The sequence below is a fragment of the Streptomyces sp. NPDC046931 genome, from assembly GCF_040644655.1.
GTDB lineage: Bacteria > Actinomycetota > Actinomycetes > Streptomycetales > Streptomycetaceae > Streptomyces.
The window spans coordinates 93,061-108,033 of record NZ_JBEYWX010000010.1 but is presented as its reverse complement, the minus strand read 5'-3'; the positions used below and the strand labels follow the sequence as shown (position 1 = coordinate 108,033).

Here is a 14,973-nt window from a genome sequence, read left to right as displayed (position 1 = left end):
GGGCGGCGACACGGGCGCGCAGCCGGCGGCGCGGGCCGCCCGCCCCGCCACCTGCCGTGGCGGGGCCGTTGGGTCGGGGGGTCATGAGCCGGCGCGTCCCAGCTCGGCGACGCGCGCCGGCCGACGGGGCGCCACGATGCCGGAGGCGGTCTCGTAGGGGCTCGGCACCGGGAAGTAGGCGTCCAGGAAGTTCTCCACCATGCGGCTCTGAGCCTCGGCGTCGGCGGCGGTGACCGTGTCGTTCATGCAGAAGGTGTCGAAGTTGCGTCGGGCCAGGAGGCTGTTGAGCCGGCGCGGCGCCAGTTCGTCGGCGAGGTCGACGTAGACGTAGCGGATGTCCCCGACCGTGGCCCGGGCCGACTGGTAGGCGTAGTAGTGGTGCAGCGAGGAGGCGATGGGAACGTCGCCCGGCGACCGGAAGCGGGAGTGCTGGGTGACCCGGTGCGCCTTGGCGTAGACCTGCTCGATCTCCGCGAGCACACTGCGCCGCAGGGCGTGCGGGGTGTGCTTCATCTTCTGGGAGATGACGGTGCCGAACTGCTGGGCGATGAGTCCGCGGCTGTTCTTGCCGGCCGCGTTCACGGGCAGGTCCTCGGTGCTGGCACGGCCGGACGGGATCAGGGCCTTGGACTGGAAGAACTTGGTCAGGCCATTGGGGTGGAAGAACCGTCCGGGCTGCACGGGCCGGCCGAAGAACACGTCGTCGTTCAGGTAGAGGAAGTGCTCCGCGAGTTCCGGGATGTGGTGCAGCTGGCTCTCGATCGCATGGGAGTTGAAGGTGGGCAGCGCGTCCGGGTCGGAGAAGATCTCCCGGTGGTCCACCACCCGGATCCCGGGGAAGTCGGCGTTCAGCCAGGCCGGCACCTGACCGGCGGTGACGAGGAAGACGTTGCGCACCCAGGGGGCGTACTGGTGCAGGGAGCGCAGCGAGTACCGCAGTTCGTCGCGGCTGGTGTAACGGGAGTCGTTGGCGGCCTGCTCGTGCAGGGCGTTCCCCGGGGCGCCGGTGAGCCGGCCGCGGGCCGCGTCCCGGCTCGCCCGCCACACGGGGTCGGAGTCGTCCACCCAGGTGTAGACCACGTCGATCGGGAAGAGGTGGTCGTCGGGCAGTGCGGCGACGAACTCGGGCAGGGTGCGGGCGTGGCCGGTGGTGTATACGGCGGGCACAGGGCTGAATCGTTTCTGCTCGGCCCAGCAGCGACCCGCGTCCACTGGCACCTCGGTCACCACGCGATTGGGCCGCGGCGCAACCAGCTGACCGTCCTGCTCCGCCCAGAACTCGATGTCACAGCCGGACTCACGGCCGAAGACCAGGTTTCCGGTGGGGTCGCAGACGTTCCACGCCACGCGCAGCACCCGCTGTCCGCGCAGCGCGCGCCAGCTCGCGGCGGAGGCACCGGGACGCATCTGCCCCGGGGAAACGGTGCCGACGTATCCCGGGCTCTCCTCGCACAGCAGCCGCAGCACATCCTCCACCTCGGCCCGCTGCCCGGCCGGAACGGCCACACAGGGGGTGGGCGACGCGGTACCGCGCACGCAGAAGTAGTCGATCCCGGCCTCGTCCAGGACGGAGACCACGATGTGGAGGTTGCGTGCCCGGGCGGCCCAGGCGGTCGCCCCGGGCACCTCCATGGCACGGATGTGCTTCCCGGCCACCCGCACGATCCGTATCCGGCCCGCGGAGGTGTGCTTGCCGCCCTTGCGGCTCCCGCTCAGCGCACGGACCACGACGGCGGAACGCACGGCGTCGGCCGAGGCCAGGGAGCGCTTCACCGAGGTGCGCAGCGGAACCGGCACCCGTCGTACGATCCTGCGCCGAGCCCCCACCGGCACCAAAGACCGATATGTCGACACCAGGGCGCTGGCCTCCGGATTGTTGAGGCTCACCTGACTTCCGCACCATCCACTTCGAAACCGGGGCACACCGCCCGGCTGTCCGTCGGCGTCACCGCCGCCCCCCACCCTTGTCACGCGTACGTCGGCCCACCGCCCCCCGGCAGTGACTCCGTCTCGCCTCCCCTGCCGGCGACCGCACCCCCTAGTGCGGTGACCGGGACGGCCACGGCGTCTTCCCCTTGGCCTGCGGGACACCTGTTGCTTACCGAAGCCTTACTGACTACGAAGAATGTTTACACCTCCTCCTCAAACTGTCCAGAAGGAATCGGTTGCCGGCCGAGCCTCTGTCATGAATCCCACATCCGGGGAGACTTCGGGTCAGGCATGCACCCAGTCCTCGAACGCGAGCCCGGACCCGGATGCCTGCCGGGCCACACAGAGGGTGCCGTCCGGATCGAGGGCGGCCAGCACGACACGGCCGTAGGCGTCCAGCGCCAGGGCGGGGGCGCCCAGGCATGAGCGGCCCGCGTCCGTCCACCACAGCCCCGACGACTCGGCCTCCGTGCCGCAGACTCCGACCAGGATGCCGCCGTCCGCGCCCCGGTGGGCGAGCACCGTGCAGTCGTACCCGTCGAGGAGGGTGCGCAGCACCGCGTTGGCCCCGTCGCCGGGGGCGCCGCCCAGGGGCGCCGGCCAGCCGCCGGACCGGTGACAGAGGAGTCCGGATCCGGCCGGGTCGGTCCAGAAGCGGGTCAGCCGGCCCGGGGCGGTCTCCAGCACGGCGACGGAACCGGGCAGCGGGCCCGGCCGTACGTCATGGGACCGCTGGGGCGTACCGCCGGATTCCGGCTGAACCCAGTGCAGTGCCGCGCCTCCGGCCGGGGCGAACACCTCGACCCGGCCGCTCGACGTGGCCGTCGCGACAAGTCCGTCCCGGACATCGGCGCCCCGCAGATCGGCCCAGGGCTCCCAGCGGCCGCCGTTGCCCTCACGGCGCATCATGAGCCCGCCCCCCGCGTTCCGTACGAAGACGTGGACGGTACCCGCGGTGTCCACGGCGGCCGTCGGCACGCCGAAGCGCCGGGCCCTGTCCGGCTCGCGGTGCGGATTGCCGAGGGAACGCCACTCCGTGACTGGACGTCCCGTCTGGTACTGGATCGCGTGCACGACGTCCACGTCCACCCGGCCGTCCGGGTGCCGCCGTTCACGTCGGCCCACGAAGTGGACATAGGTGTCCGCGCCCTGGACGACCGTGAGGTGCGTGAGGTCCGCGACCGGGAAGAAGGCCGGCCCGGACCAGCCGGGGCCGCCCGGCCGCGCCTCGGTCCAGCGCAGCAGTCCGCCCTCGCACGGGGCGTATGCGGTGAGCCTGCCGTCCTTGCCGCGCACCAGCCATGAGCCGGCAGCGGTGCCGGTGACGGCGGACGACGGCGTGCCGGCGACGGCCCCGGGCGTACGACGCCGCTGCGCGGCGCGCGCGGACCGGCCCCGCATGACCATGACGGACTCCTTGCAGAACGCGCCCGGCCTCGGCCCGGGTACCCGGAATTCACGTGGAATTCTCACATCATATGCATAGGGCATACACTCCCCCGGCCAGGACCGGAGGACACCGGGGTACCGCACCGCTTCTCGCGGACAGGCGCCAAGGGACATGACGGCCCATCAGCACGACTCATGTGATTCAGATCACCGTCGTACAACGCCCGGGGCGGCTCGCCGGTCTGTCCGATCACCCGAGCACTCCTTGCCCGGCAGAGATGAAGACGAGGACAGCGACCCGATGACGACCCCAGCCGTCGAGAGCCCGCGCGGTACACGCCGCGCCCCGAAGGCCGCCAAGCCCCGCCGCCGCAGGGGCCGGTGGATCCTGCTCTCGCTGGCGCTGCTCGTCGTCGCCGCGGGCGGTACCGGCTACTGGCTCTACAGCGACCTCGACGGCAACATCAAGGGCGTCGACATCGACAAGGCGCTCGGTGACAACCGACCCGAGAAACTACCCACTTCGGGACAGAACATCCTCGTTCTGGGATCCGACTCACGTGCCGGTGCCAATGCCTCGCTCCACACCGGCAAGGTCTCCGGCGCGCGCTCCGACACCGCTCTGGTGATGCACATACCCGACGGCCGTACGAAGGCCGTCGCCGTCAGCATCCCCCGCGACACCCTGGTCACCCGCCCCACGTGCACGAAGCCGGACGGAACCGAGGTGGCCTCGGCGAAGCGGGTGATGTTCAACTCCATCTACTCCCAGGTGGGTCCGGCCTGTGTGGTCAAGACCGTGGAGCAGATGTCCGGAGTACGCATGGACCACTACGTCGAGATCGACTTCGCCGGGTTCAAGGGGCTGGTGGACGCGATCGGCGGGGTCACCGTCACCGTCGACCGGAACATCCACGACAAGTCCAGCGGTCTGGACCTGACCGCCGGCACGCACCGGCTGGACGGCACACAGTCACTGGAGTTCGTCCGGACCCGGCACGGCATCGGGGACGGCAGCGACCTGGGCCGTATCGGGCTCCAGCAGCAGTTCATGCTGGCGCTGTTGAGCGAGATCAAGAAGCAGGACCTGCTGGGCAGCCCGGCCAAGGCCTACAAGATCGCCGACAGTCTGACGGCGGCGCTCACCACCGACTCGGGGCTCGCCTCCCTCACCAAGCTGGCGGAGTTCGGCCGCAGCGTGAACGGCGTGGATCCGTCCACCATGGAGACGATCATGCTTCCGGTGGCGTACGACAAGGTCGACCCCAACCGGGTCGTCGCCGCCGAACCGCAGTCGAGCACCCTGTGGAAGGCGCTCCGCACCGACTCCGACATCCCCGCGTCGGCGAAGAAGTCCCCGGCGACCGGAGGCTCCTGACGCGTCGTCAGGCAGTCATGTCCCTGTCCGTCCGCATGGCTGCCGGCGGCGCCTGACGGCGGCAACCGGCAGCCGTCACACCGACTGCCAGGCATCCAACGCCGGCCCCGACTCGTCCTTCTGACGGGCCAGGCGGAGTTCGCCGTCCGGCGCCAGGGTCGCGGAAGCCACCCGCCCCTCGGCGTCCTCGGCCAGCGCGACCCGTGTGCCGACCGGCAGCTGCGGGCCCGACTCGCTCCACCACAGGCCCGCCGACTCCTGTTCGGTCGGGCAGGCCGCGAAGACGGCATGGCCGGAGGCCGAACGCTGGGCGAGGAGCGTGCAGTCGTAGCCGTCGATGGCGCAGCGAAGGGCCGCCACCCGGCCCGGCCCGGCGGCGAGGAGCAGCGGGACGGGGTCGCTCCCCGGGCGCCAGGCGTGCAGCATGCCCTCCAGGTCCGTGAAGAACAGCGTGGTGTGCTCCTTGGAGGTGGGCAGGGCGGTCAGCGTCCCGGGCCGGACGCTCACCTCCAGCGCCTCGTCGGGCACGAGGGTCGCGCCGGGCTCCTCCTGGCGCCAGCGCAGGATGCCGTCCGGCGTGGTGGCGTACAGCTCCACACGCCCCGACCCTCCGGTCACGGCGGAGAGTTCCTCGTGCGCGCCCGCGCCTCCGATGTCGCGCCAGGGGCCCCAGCCGCCGCGCTCCTTCTGGCCGAGCATGCTGACACCGCCGCCCTTGTTGTGCGCGAAGACATGGGCGCGGCCCTCGGCGTCCACGGCCACCGCGGGCAGACCGGTCCGGTCGCCCTTCCGGTCCGGGTGGCCGATGGGAACCCAGTCGAGCGCGGCCAGGTGAGGACGGAAGTGGGTGGAGTGGACGAGCCCCGACTCACCCGGGACCGTGGGACGCCATGCGACGAGGTGGGCGTAGCCGTCGGCGCCCTGGCCGAGGGCCAGTTGGTCGTGCAGGCGCTGCTCCCCGCCGACCCTGCGCGGGGGCTCCCAGGGAAGGCCCGGGTGTCGTTCGGCCCGGCACCACACCGCTTCGTCCCGCGGGGTATAGGTGCTCAGGCTGCCGTCCCGGCCGCGCAGCAGCCAGGAGCCGTTCAGTGTGGGGACCGTTGACACTCCCCCACTGTAATCGGGAGTCCGTCGAGCCGACGGCACGGCTTCGTGCGAAGCTGAGGGCATGAGCGCCCCGCCCCTGGTGATCGTCGACGCCGCGAACGTCGTCGGATCCGTGCCCGACGGCTGGTGGCGGGACCGGCGCGGCGCGGCGGAGCGGCTGCGGGACCGGCTCGTGCGGTACGCCGAGACGGGGCTGCCCGGCCGGTCCGGTCCGGTGGAACTGGTGCTCGTGGTCGAAGGCGCCGCGCGCGGGGTGGACTCCGTTCCCGGGGTACGGGTGGACTCGGCGCCCGGCAGCGGTGACGACCGCATCGTCGAGCTGGTGGAGGAGGCCGGGGACCGCCCCGTCCTGGTCGTCACGGCGGACCGGGAGCTGCGCCGCCGGGTGGGGGAACACGGGGCGGCGGTGCTGGGACCGCGGGCGCTGCGTGATCAGGAACCCCCGGCGGACCGGGGCTGAGAAGCGGTCACAGAGGGCCGTTGTCCGGCTGCCCGGTCGCTCGCACGGTGGTGCGCTGCTCCTGGCCGACACGGCTGCGCGAGCGCCCGTAGAGGAAGTACACGAGGAAGCCGATGATCAGCCAGACGGCGAACCTCAGCCAGGTCTCGGCGGGCAGGTTCAGCATCAGCCACAGCGAGGCGCACACCGAGAGGACGGGCACCACCGGAACGAACGGGGTGCGGAAGGCGCGGTGCAGGTCGGGGCGGGTCCTGCGCAGGATGAGCACGCCGATCGCCACGACGATGAAGGCGAAGAGCGTACCGATGTTGACGAGTTCGGCGAGTTCGCTGAGGCTGGTGAAGCCCGCGACGACGGCGATGACCACGCCGAGCAGGACGGTCGGCCGGTGCGGGGTCTTGAAACGGGGGTGGACCCGGGAGAAGAAGCGGGGCAAGAGTCCGTCCCGGCTCATCGCGAAGAAGACCCGGCTCTGCCCGAGCAGCAGGATCAGGCAGACCGTCGTCAGGCCGATGGCGGCACCGAAGCTGATCACTCCCGCGAACCAGGGGTGTCCGATGGCCTTGAAGGCGTCGGCGAGCGGCGCGTCCACGGACAGGTCGGAGTAGTGCTGCATCCCGGTGACGACGATCGACACCGCCACGTACAGCGCGGTGCAGATCAGCAGGGATCCGAGGATGCCGCGCGGCACGTCGCGCTGCGGGTTGCGGGTCTCCTCGGCCGTCGTCGCCACGATGTCGAAGCCGATGAAGGCGAAGAAGACGACCGAGGCGGCGGTGAAGATGCCCAGCACGCCGAAGTCGGAGGGTGCCCAGCCGGCGATGAGCTGGATCAGCGGCGCCCTGAGGTCACTGCCCGCGGGTACGGCCTGCGGCTCCGGGACGAACGGCTTGTAGTTGGCGGTGTCGATGAAGAAGGCACCCCCGATGATCACGATGAGCACGACGACGACCTTGATGGCGACGACCAGCCGGGTCACCCGGGCCGAGAGCTTCATGCCGAGGACGAGGATGGCGGTCAGCGCCAGGACGAGCGCGGCGGCGAGGATGTCGAAGCCGAATCCGCTCACCCCCTCACGGCCGCTCAGTACCGCGGGCAGGTGCCAGCCCGCGTTGGCGAGCAGCGAGCGGATGTAACCGGACCAGCCGACGGCGACCACCGCCGTGCCCAGCGCGAACTCCAGGACCAGGTCCCAGCCGATGATCCAGGCCGGCAGCTCGCCGAGCGTGGCGTACGAGAATGTGTAGGCGGACCCCGCGACCGGGACCGTCGAGGCGAACTCCGCGTAGCAGAGCGCGGCGAGCGCGCAGACGACGCCGGCCAGGACGAAGGACAGCGAGACGGCCGGTCCCGCGTTCTGCTTGGCGACCTTTCCGGTCAGCACGAAGATGCCGGTGCCGATGATGACACCGACGCCGAACACGGTGAGGTCCAGCGCGGAGAGGGTCTTCTTGAGCGCGTGCTCCGGCTCCTCGGTGTCCTGGATCGACTGCTCGACGTTCTTCGTCCGGAAGAGGGTCCTGCTCACGGCGTACCTCCCACGCTTGTCGTCCCCGACATGATCGAGAGGGGGCGTAGTGCGTATGCCCCGGCAGGGGTGGGTTCACGCAAATGGGCCGGTCCCGCCACCGTAAAGGAGGGCAGGACCGGCCCGGGATGTCAGTGGGGTGGTGTCAGTCCCGTGCGGACTCCACCGAGTCCACGGCCCGCGGGGCGGCCGTACGGTCGGCGGGGGTCCCCCCGGTCGAGTGGGGCCGGGCGTGGGGCAGGCCGTCGAGCTTGGAGACGAGCCCGGTGACCTGGCGGGCGATGTCCGGGGCGGTCAGGCCGATCTCCGCCAGGACCTCCTTGCGGGAGGCATGGTCGAGGAAGCGCGACGGGATGCCGAAGTCGCGCAGCGGGAGGTCGACGCCCGCGTCGCGCAGGGCCTGCGCGACCGCCGAACCGACACCGCCGGCGCGCGAGTTGTCCTCGACGGTGACGACCACGCGGTGCCGCTCCGCCAGCGGGGCGAGCGCCTCGTCGACGGGCTTGACCCAGCGCGGGTCGACGACGGTGGTGGAGATGCCCTGCTTGTCGAGGAGGTCGGCGATCTCCAGGCACATCGGCGCGAGCGCGCCGACGGAGACCAGCAGCACGTCCGGAACGGGGGCGTCGGCCTTGCGCAGGACGTCCATGCCGCCGACCGTGCCGACCGCGGGGACGGCCGGGCCGACCACGCCCTTGGAGTAGCGCAGCACGGTCGGCGCGTCGTCGACGTCCACGGCCTCGCGCAGCTGGGCGCGCAGCTGTTCGGCGTCGCGCGGGGCGGCGATCCTGAGTCCGGGGACGACCTGGAGCATCGACATGTCCCACATGCCGTTGTGCGAGGCGCCGTCGTCGCCGGTGACGCCGGCCCGGTCGAGCACGAAGGTCACCCCGCACTTGTGCAGGGCGACGTCCATGAGGACCTGGTCGAAGGCGCGGTTGAGGAAGGTGGCGTACACCGCGAAGACCGGGTGCAGTCCGCCGGTGGCGAGGCCGGCCGCGGAGACCGCGCCGTGCTGCTCGGCGATACCGACGTCGTAGATCCGGTCCGGGAAGGCGTCCGCGAACTTCTTCAGGCCCACCGGCTGGAGCATGGCCGCGGTGATGGCGACGATGTCCTTGCGCTCGCGGCCGAGCCTGACCATCTCGTCGCCGAAGACGGAGGTCCAGCTGGCGGCGGACGCCTTGATGGGCAAACCGGTGTCGGGGTGGATCGGGCCGATGCCGTGGAAGCGGTCGGCCTCGTCCTGCTCGGCGGGCCTGTAGCCGCGGCCCTTCTCGGTGAGGCAGTGCACGATGACCGGGCCTCCGAACCGCTTGGCGCGGGCCAGCGCGGACTCCAGTGCCTCGATGTTGTGGCCGTCGATCGGGCCGACGTACTTCAGGCCCAGGTCCTCGAACATGCCCTGCGGGGCGATGAAGTCCTTCAGGCCCTTCTTGGCGCCGTGCAGGGTCTCGTAGAGGGGTTTGCCGACGACGGGGGTGCGCTCCAGCACCTCCCGGGTGCGGGCGAGGAACTTCTCGTAGCCGTCGGTGGTGCGCAGGGTGGCCAGGTGGTTGGCGAGGCCGCCGATGGTGGGGGCGTAGGAGCGCTCGTTGTCGTTGACGACGATGACCAGGGGGCGGTCCTTGGCGTCCGCGATGTTGTTGAGCGCCTCCCACGCCATGCCGCCGGTCAGCGCTCCGTCACCGATGACGGCGACGACATGGCTGTCCCGCTCCAGCAGCTCGTTGGCCTTGGCGAGGCCGTCGGCCCAGCCGAGGACCGTGGAGGCGTGCGAGTTCTCGATGATGTCGTGCTCGGACTCGGCGCGCGAGGGGTAGCCGGACAGGCCGCCCTTGCTGCGCAGCTTCGAGAAGTCCTGACGGCCGGTGAGCAGCTTGTGCACATAGGCCTGGTGGCCGGTGTCGAAGAGGACCTTGTCCCTGGGCGAGTCGAAGACACGGTGCAGGGCGATGGTGAGCTCGACCACACCGAGGTTGGGGCCCAGGTGGCCGCCGGTCTTGGAGACGGCGCCGACGAGGAAGGTCCGGATCTCCTCTGCCAGCTGGTCCAGCTCCTCCAGGCTGAGCCGGTCCAGATCGCGCGGTCCCCTGATGCGGGTCAGCAGCGGCACCCGTGCCTCCTTGCAGTAGAGCTGTGTCGAGCTTGCCGGGCCTGTCGAGTCTAATGTTCCGCCTGTTCGGATCACGGGCGGCCCTCACCTTCCGGGGCACAGGTTTCCGGCCGCCCCGGGCCGGGCCTGCCGCACGGGACGCGGGGGCCGGACAGGACTGTGCCCGGCACCGCCATTGGTGCCGGGCACAGGTCGAAGGGGACTGACGCGCCCCGCCGGTCGGGCCTACGCGCGGCCCGCCGTCTTCTGGGTCTTGCGGGTGATCGAGTCGATCACCACGGTGGTGAGCAGCACGCCGGCGGTGATCATGTACTTCACCGGCTCCGCGATGGACTCCAGCTGGAGGCCGTACTGGATCGAGACGATCACCAGCACACCGAGCAGGGCGTTCCAGGTGCGACCCCGGCCGCCGAAGAGGCTGGTGCCGCCGATGACGGCCGCCGCGATCGCGTTCATCAGCAGGTCACCGGCACCGGCGCTCTGGTTGGCGGAGGCGATCTTGGAGGCCAGGAACAGACCGCCGACCGCCGCGAAGAACCCGGAGATGGCGAAGACCGAGATCCGGACGGCCGTGACGTTGATACCGGCACGGCGGGAGGCCTCGACGCTGCCGCCGAGGGCGAACACCTTGCGGCCGTACGCGGTGCGGCGCAGCACGAAGTCCGTGAGCACCAGGAAGGCCAGGAAGATCACCGTGGCCAGCGGCAGGCCCTTGTACTGGTTGTACATGTAGGCCGCGGCGAAGGCGACCACGGCGAGCAGGCCGGTGCGCAGGGCCGTCTCGCTGAGCGGGCGGGACGGGACGCCCGCGGCCTCGCGACGGCGGTTGCCCAGGTACGAGGTGCCGAAGAACACGATGACCACGACAGCGGCCAGACCGTAGGCGGCCGCCACGTCGGAGAAGAAGTACGTGGTCAGCTGGCCGATGAGGCCGTCGCTGTCCAGGTTGATGGTGCCGTTGGCACCCAGCACCTGGAGCATGAAGCCCAGCCAGAAGAGCAGACCGGCCAGTGTCACGGCGAAGGCGGGAGCGCCGAGCACCGCGAAGAAGAAGCCGTGCGCCGCGCCGATGGCCGCGCCCGCGGCGACGGCGACGAGCACCGCCAGCCACTCGGGCCAGCCCTGGTTGACGGCGAACACGGCCGCGAGGGCGCTGGCCGCACCGCTGACCGAGCCGACCGACAGGTCGATCTCACCGAGCAGCAGGACGAAGACGATACCGACCGAGATCATGCCGGTGCCGACCATCGTGACGGTGATGTCGCTCAGGTTCTGCGCGGACAGGAAGGCCGAGTTGAGGCTCTGGAAGATGGCGCAGATGGCGATCAGGCCGACGATGACGGGCAGGGAGCCCAGCTCGCCGGCGCGCATCTTGCGCTTGAACTCGCCCAGGTAGCCCGTGAGGCCCTGCTCGCGTACGAGAAGGCGCGGGTCGACGGCGGTCACCGCGGCCGCGGCGGCCTCGGGGTTCTCGACGGCCGGCGCGTCCTGCGGCGTCTCGGAGGTCTTTTCGATGCTCACTTGGAAACCTCCCCGTTCGTGCGTGCCGCACGGCGGGTCACGGCATTGTCGGTGGCGCCGGTGATGGCGGAGATGATCTCCTCCTGCGAGGTGGTCTTCACCTCGAAGACGCCGTTGTTGCGGCCGAGGCGGAGTACCGCGACCTTGTCCGCCACGGCCTTCACGTCGGCCATGTTGTGGCTGATGAGAATCACCGCGTGGCCACGCTCGCGCAGCCGCTCGACCAGGTCGAGGACCTGGGCGGTCTGCTCGACGCCGAGCGCCGCGGTGGGCTCGTCGAGGATGACCAGCTTGGGCTCACCGAGCATCGAACGGGCGATGGCCACGGTCTGACGCTGACCGCCGGAGAGGGAGGCGATCGGGATACGGACGCTGGGGATCCGGATCGACAGGGTGGTCAGCAGCTCGCGGGCACGCCGCTCCATCTCGACCTCGTCGAGGATGCCGCGCTTCTTCAGCTCGCGGCCCAGGAAGAGGTTGCCGACGACGTCGATGTTGTCGCAGAGCGCGAGGTCCTGGTAGACGGTCGCGATGCCGAGGCTCTGGGCGTCGTTCGGCTTGCTGATCTGGACGGACTTGCCTTCCCACTCGATGGCGCCCTCATCGATGGGGTGCACGCCGGCGATCGTCTTGACCAGCGTGGACTTTCCGGCGCCGTTGTCGCCGACCAGGGCGACCACCTCACCGGCGTGGACCTCAAGCTCTACGTCGGTGAGCGCCTGAACGGCACCGAACCGCTTGGAGACCCCGCGCAACGCCAGCACGGGCGTAGCGGACACGTGAACCATCTCCTTCGCCGCCTGACCCGGCGGGAGGTTGTGCAGAAGTTTGGGGGAATGTTCCGTCCGGCGCCCCGCAACGAGCTTGCGGGGCTGGTGAACGCGAGGCGCCGGAGGAGTCTTTGTGCGCCAGTCCCCTACGGGAATTCAAGGACGAATTCCCGTGCGGGGAAAGGACTCGGGGTCGCTTACTTCAGACCGATCTTGTCGCAGCCGGCCTTGAACTGCGGGGTGCAGATCTCGGCGGGGGTGTAGATGCCGTCCTTGATGACCGTGTCCTTGATGTTGTCCTTGGTCAGCGCGACGACCGGGACGAGGGCGGACGGAACCTGCTTGGTGGTCGGGCTGTCGACCTTGTCCTTGGCGATCGCGTCGAGCGACTTGCCCTGGGCGAGGGCGACGGCCATCTGCGCGGCGACGTCCGCCTCCTGCGGGTAGGACTTGTACACGCTCATGTACTGCTCACCGGTGACGATGCGCTGCACACCCGCGAGCTCGGCGTCCTGGCCGGTGACCGGGATGTTGGAGATGCCCGCGGCCTTGAGGGCGGTGATGATACCGCCGGCCATGCCGTCGTTGGCGGAGTAGACGCCGATGATGTTCTTCTTGCCGAGCGCCGTGATCGCCGCCTCCATGTTGGCGTTGGCGTTGTCCGGCGACCATTCCTTGGTGTCGTACTCGCGGCCGACGTTGACCTTGCCGTTGAGGACGGAGTGGGCACCGGCCTTGAACTGGGCGGCGTTGGGGTCGGTCACCGCACCGTTCATCATGACGATCTTGCCCTTCTTGGCGTTGCCGCCAAGGGCCTTCAGAAGCGCCTCGCCCTGCGTCTTGCCGACCTGGGTGTTGTCGAACGAGGTGTAGGCCTTGATCGGGCCTTCGGCCAGGCGGTCGTACGCGACGACCGGGATGCCGGCGTCGTTGGCCTTCTTGACCGAGTTGGCGATGGCCTTGGAGTCGACGGCGTCGATGATCAGGACGTCGACCTTGTCCGTGATCATGGTGTCCACCTGCTGCGCCTGCAGGTTCGCGTCCTGCCGGGCGTTGTTGTACTCCAGCGTGGCCTTGTTGCCCGTCAGCTCCTTGATCTTCTTCTCGATCAGGGGCTTGTCGAACTTCTCGTACCGCGCGGTCTTGTTCTCCGGAAGGAGCAGACCCACCTTGATGGCGTCGCCCTTCTTGGCACCCGACGACGAGGCAGAGCCGCCACCCGACTCCTTGGCACTGCCACAGGCGGCCAGCGAGACGGCCATCGCACCCACGGCAACGGCAACGGCGGCACGACGCATACGCGTGTTCACTTCAGAAACCTCCCTGACGAGGCCGCGACGTTGCGGCCGAGGTGGCTGGAAGTCAACTCGGCCACACGTGCGACGTCAAGAAGTAAATCCTTAACGAGATGGCAACGGTGCCATCCGTTCTCTAAGTGAAGGCAGGAGCTATGGCCGTCAGCGTGCCGTCCAAAAGGGTTGAATCACCCATTTCGCTGAGCGCGAGGGCGAGCGCCCCGAGCACCTCGGCACGGCCTCCGAGCGCCCCCGGCAACACCGAGAGCTGACGTGCGGCACTGGGGATGGCGTACCGGCCGACCGACTCCCTGATGGGCCCCAGAACCAGCTCTCCGGCCTCGGCGAGATCACCACCCAGGACGACGCGGCTCGGGTTCAGCAGATTGCAGAGATTGGCGACTCCACTGCCGATGTGGCGACCGACGTCGGCGATCACCCGGCGGCAGCCCGGATCACCGTCCCGCGCCAGCCTGACCACGCCCTCCATGGTCAGATCGGTGCCGTGGCTGGGCTGGAGCAGCGGCAGTACGTAGCGCGCCGCCGTGAACGTCTCCAGGCAGCCCCGGTTTCCGCAGCGGCAGACGGGACCGGATTCATCGAGAGTAATATGCCCGATTTCTCCGGCTGTGCCACCGGGGCCGCGGTAGATCGACCCGGCGATCACCAGCCCGGCTCCGACACCGCTGGCGACCTTGATGTAGGCCAGGTCCTTGACCCCCCGGCCACTGCCCCAGACCAGTTCGCCGAGGGCGCCGAGGTTGGCGTCGTTGTCCACGTGCACCGGCACGCCGAGCCGCCCCCGCAGCTCCTCGGCGGGCTTGGTGCCGGTCCACCCCGGCAGGATGGCGGTGGAGCCCAGCGTGCCCGACTCGACGTCGATGGGGCCGGGCACACCGAGGCCCACACCCGCGATCTTGGAGCGGTCCACGCCGGTCGCCGCGATCAGCCTGCCGACCAGCTCTTCCGCCCGGTCGAAGCCCTGCGCGGCGGAGGCGTCCACATCCAGCGGCTCCGCCTCCTCGGCCAGCACCTGATGAGCGAGATTTCCGACCGCGACCCGCAAATGGGTGTGCCCGAAATCGATGCCGATGACAATGCCGGCATCACCGCTCAGAGAGACGCTCCGGGCCCTGCGGCCACCCGACGACGTGGGCGTGACCTCGACGGTTCCGCCGTCCTTCAGCTCCCGCACGATGTTGGAGACCGTCGCCGCGGACAGGCCCGTGGTCCTCGCGATCTCCGCCTGCGTGAGGGATCCGGCCAGCCGCACGGCGCGTACAACCCGCTCCAGGTTGGCTCGGTGCAGCGACGACTGCGACCCTGGAGTCTCCACAACGACCTCCTGAGCACGGGGCCGCTCCGGTGAGGCCCCGCCTATGTCCAACTAGTGAACTCTAAGCTGAGCCGTTCGGGTTGCCTTCCGTCAAGAGGTTGAACCCCATCCGGGTCCTTGGCCACACTCGGGCGCGCCGTCCCG

At 70.1% G+C, this 14,973-nt stretch carries 11 protein-coding genes; 2 read left to right on the top strand and 9 right to left on the bottom strand.

Annotation, left to right across the window (positions count from 1 at the left end):
* Positions 1 to 81: 81 nt before the first annotated feature.
* Both ABZ876_RS19605 and ABZ876_RS19600 read right to left on the bottom strand, forming a co-directional pair.
* Positions 82 to 1,797, bottom strand: a complete 1,716-nt coding sequence (locus ABZ876_RS19605) for a stealth family protein (protein WP_361782319.1) — start codon at positions 1,795 to 1,797, stop codon at positions 82 to 84.
* A gap of 417 nt (positions 1,798 to 2,214) precedes the next feature.
* Positions 2,215 to 3,330 carry a hypothetical protein gene (locus tag ABZ876_RS19600; RefSeq protein WP_361782692.1) on the bottom strand — a complete coding sequence of 372 codons (1,116 nt, stop codon included), beginning with the start codon at positions 3,328 to 3,330 and terminating at the stop codon, positions 2,215 to 2,217.
* A 289-nt stretch (positions 3,331 to 3,619) separates the two neighbouring features.
* On the opposite strand from ABZ876_RS19600, the gene ABZ876_RS19595 reads away from it, so the two are divergent.
* A complete protein-coding gene (locus ABZ876_RS19595) occupies positions 3,620 to 4,696 on the top strand; it encodes an LCP family protein (RefSeq protein ID WP_361782316.1) in 1,077 nt (358 codons plus the stop codon).
* A gap of 75 nt (positions 4,697 to 4,771) precedes the next feature.
* On the opposite strand, the gene ABZ876_RS19590 is transcribed toward ABZ876_RS19595, so the two are convergent.
* Positions 4,772 to 5,785, bottom strand: a complete 1,014-nt coding sequence (locus tag ABZ876_RS19590) for a hypothetical protein (RefSeq protein WP_361782689.1) — start codon at positions 5,783 to 5,785, stop codon at positions 4,772 to 4,774.
* 79 nt (positions 5,786 to 5,864) lie between these two features.
* Between ABZ876_RS19590 and ABZ876_RS19585 the strand changes: the two genes are divergently transcribed.
* Positions 5,865 to 6,263 (top strand): NTP pyrophosphohydrolase, encoded by a 399-nt coding sequence (locus tag ABZ876_RS19585; RefSeq protein WP_361782313.1) that lies wholly within the window; start codon positions 5,865 to 5,867, stop codon positions 6,261 to 6,263.
* Positions 6,264 to 6,270: 7 nt separating this feature from the next.
* Here the strand turns inward: ABZ876_RS19585 and ABZ876_RS19580 are convergent, their stop codons facing one another.
* The 6 genes from ABZ876_RS19580 to ABZ876_RS19555 all read right to left on the bottom strand — a co-directional run bounded on the left by ABZ876_RS19580 (position 6,271) and on the right by ABZ876_RS19555 (position 14,829).
* The gene (locus ABZ876_RS19580) at positions 6,271 to 7,791 is read right to left on the bottom strand and encodes an amino acid permease (RefSeq protein WP_361782310.1); all 1,521 of its coding nucleotides are present in this window, start codon (positions 7,789 to 7,791) and stop codon (positions 6,271 to 6,273) included.
* 145 nt (positions 7,792 to 7,936) lie between these two features.
* A complete protein-coding gene (gene dxs, locus ABZ876_RS19575) occupies positions 7,937 to 9,907 on the bottom strand; it encodes a 1-deoxy-D-xylulose-5-phosphate synthase (RefSeq protein WP_361782307.1) in 1,971 nt (656 codons plus the stop codon).
* A gap of 225 nt (positions 9,908 to 10,132) precedes the next feature.
* Positions 10,133 to 11,428: a sugar ABC transporter permease gene (locus ABZ876_RS19570; protein ID WP_361782304.1), complete on the bottom strand. Its 1,296-nt coding sequence runs from the start codon at positions 11,426 to 11,428 to the stop codon at positions 10,133 to 10,135.
* Positions 11,425 to 12,216 (bottom strand): ATP-binding cassette domain-containing protein, encoded by a 792-nt coding sequence (locus tag ABZ876_RS19565; protein WP_361782301.1) that lies wholly within the window; start codon positions 12,214 to 12,216, stop codon positions 11,425 to 11,427. Before ABZ876_RS19565 ends, ABZ876_RS19570 begins: the two co-directional genes overlap by 4 nt.
* 179 nt (positions 12,217 to 12,395) lie before the next feature.
* Positions 12,396 to 13,496 carry a substrate-binding domain-containing protein gene (locus ABZ876_RS19560; protein WP_361782686.1) on the bottom strand — a complete coding sequence of 367 codons (1,101 nt, stop codon included), beginning with the start codon at positions 13,494 to 13,496 and terminating at the stop codon, positions 12,396 to 12,398.
* 133 nt (positions 13,497 to 13,629) lie between these two features.
* Positions 13,630 to 14,829, bottom strand: a complete 1,200-nt coding sequence (locus ABZ876_RS19555) for an ROK family transcriptional regulator (protein ID WP_361782298.1) — start codon at positions 14,827 to 14,829, stop codon at positions 13,630 to 13,632.
* Positions 14,830 to 14,973: the final 144 nt, after the last annotated feature.

Coding starts and splice junctions, on each gene's coding strand:
- ABZ876_RS19585 (WP_361782313.1), top strand. CDS start 5,865: ATGAGCGCCCCGCCCCTGGTGATCGTCGACGCCGCGAACGTCGTCGGA.
- ABZ876_RS19600 (WP_361782692.1), bottom strand. CDS start 3,330: ATGCGGGGCCGGTCCGCGCGCGCCGCGCAGCGGCGTCGTACGCCCGGG.
- ABZ876_RS19565 (WP_361782301.1), bottom strand. CDS start 12,216: ATGGTTCACGTGTCCGCTACGCCCGTGCTGGCGTTGCGCGGGGTCTCC.
- ABZ876_RS19560 (WP_361782686.1), bottom strand. CDS start 13,496: ATGCGTCGTGCCGCCGTTGCCGTTGCCGTGGGTGCGATGGCCGTCTCG.
- ABZ876_RS19595 (WP_361782316.1), top strand. CDS start 3,620: ATGACGACCCCAGCCGTCGAGAGCCCGCGCGGTACACGCCGCGCCCCG.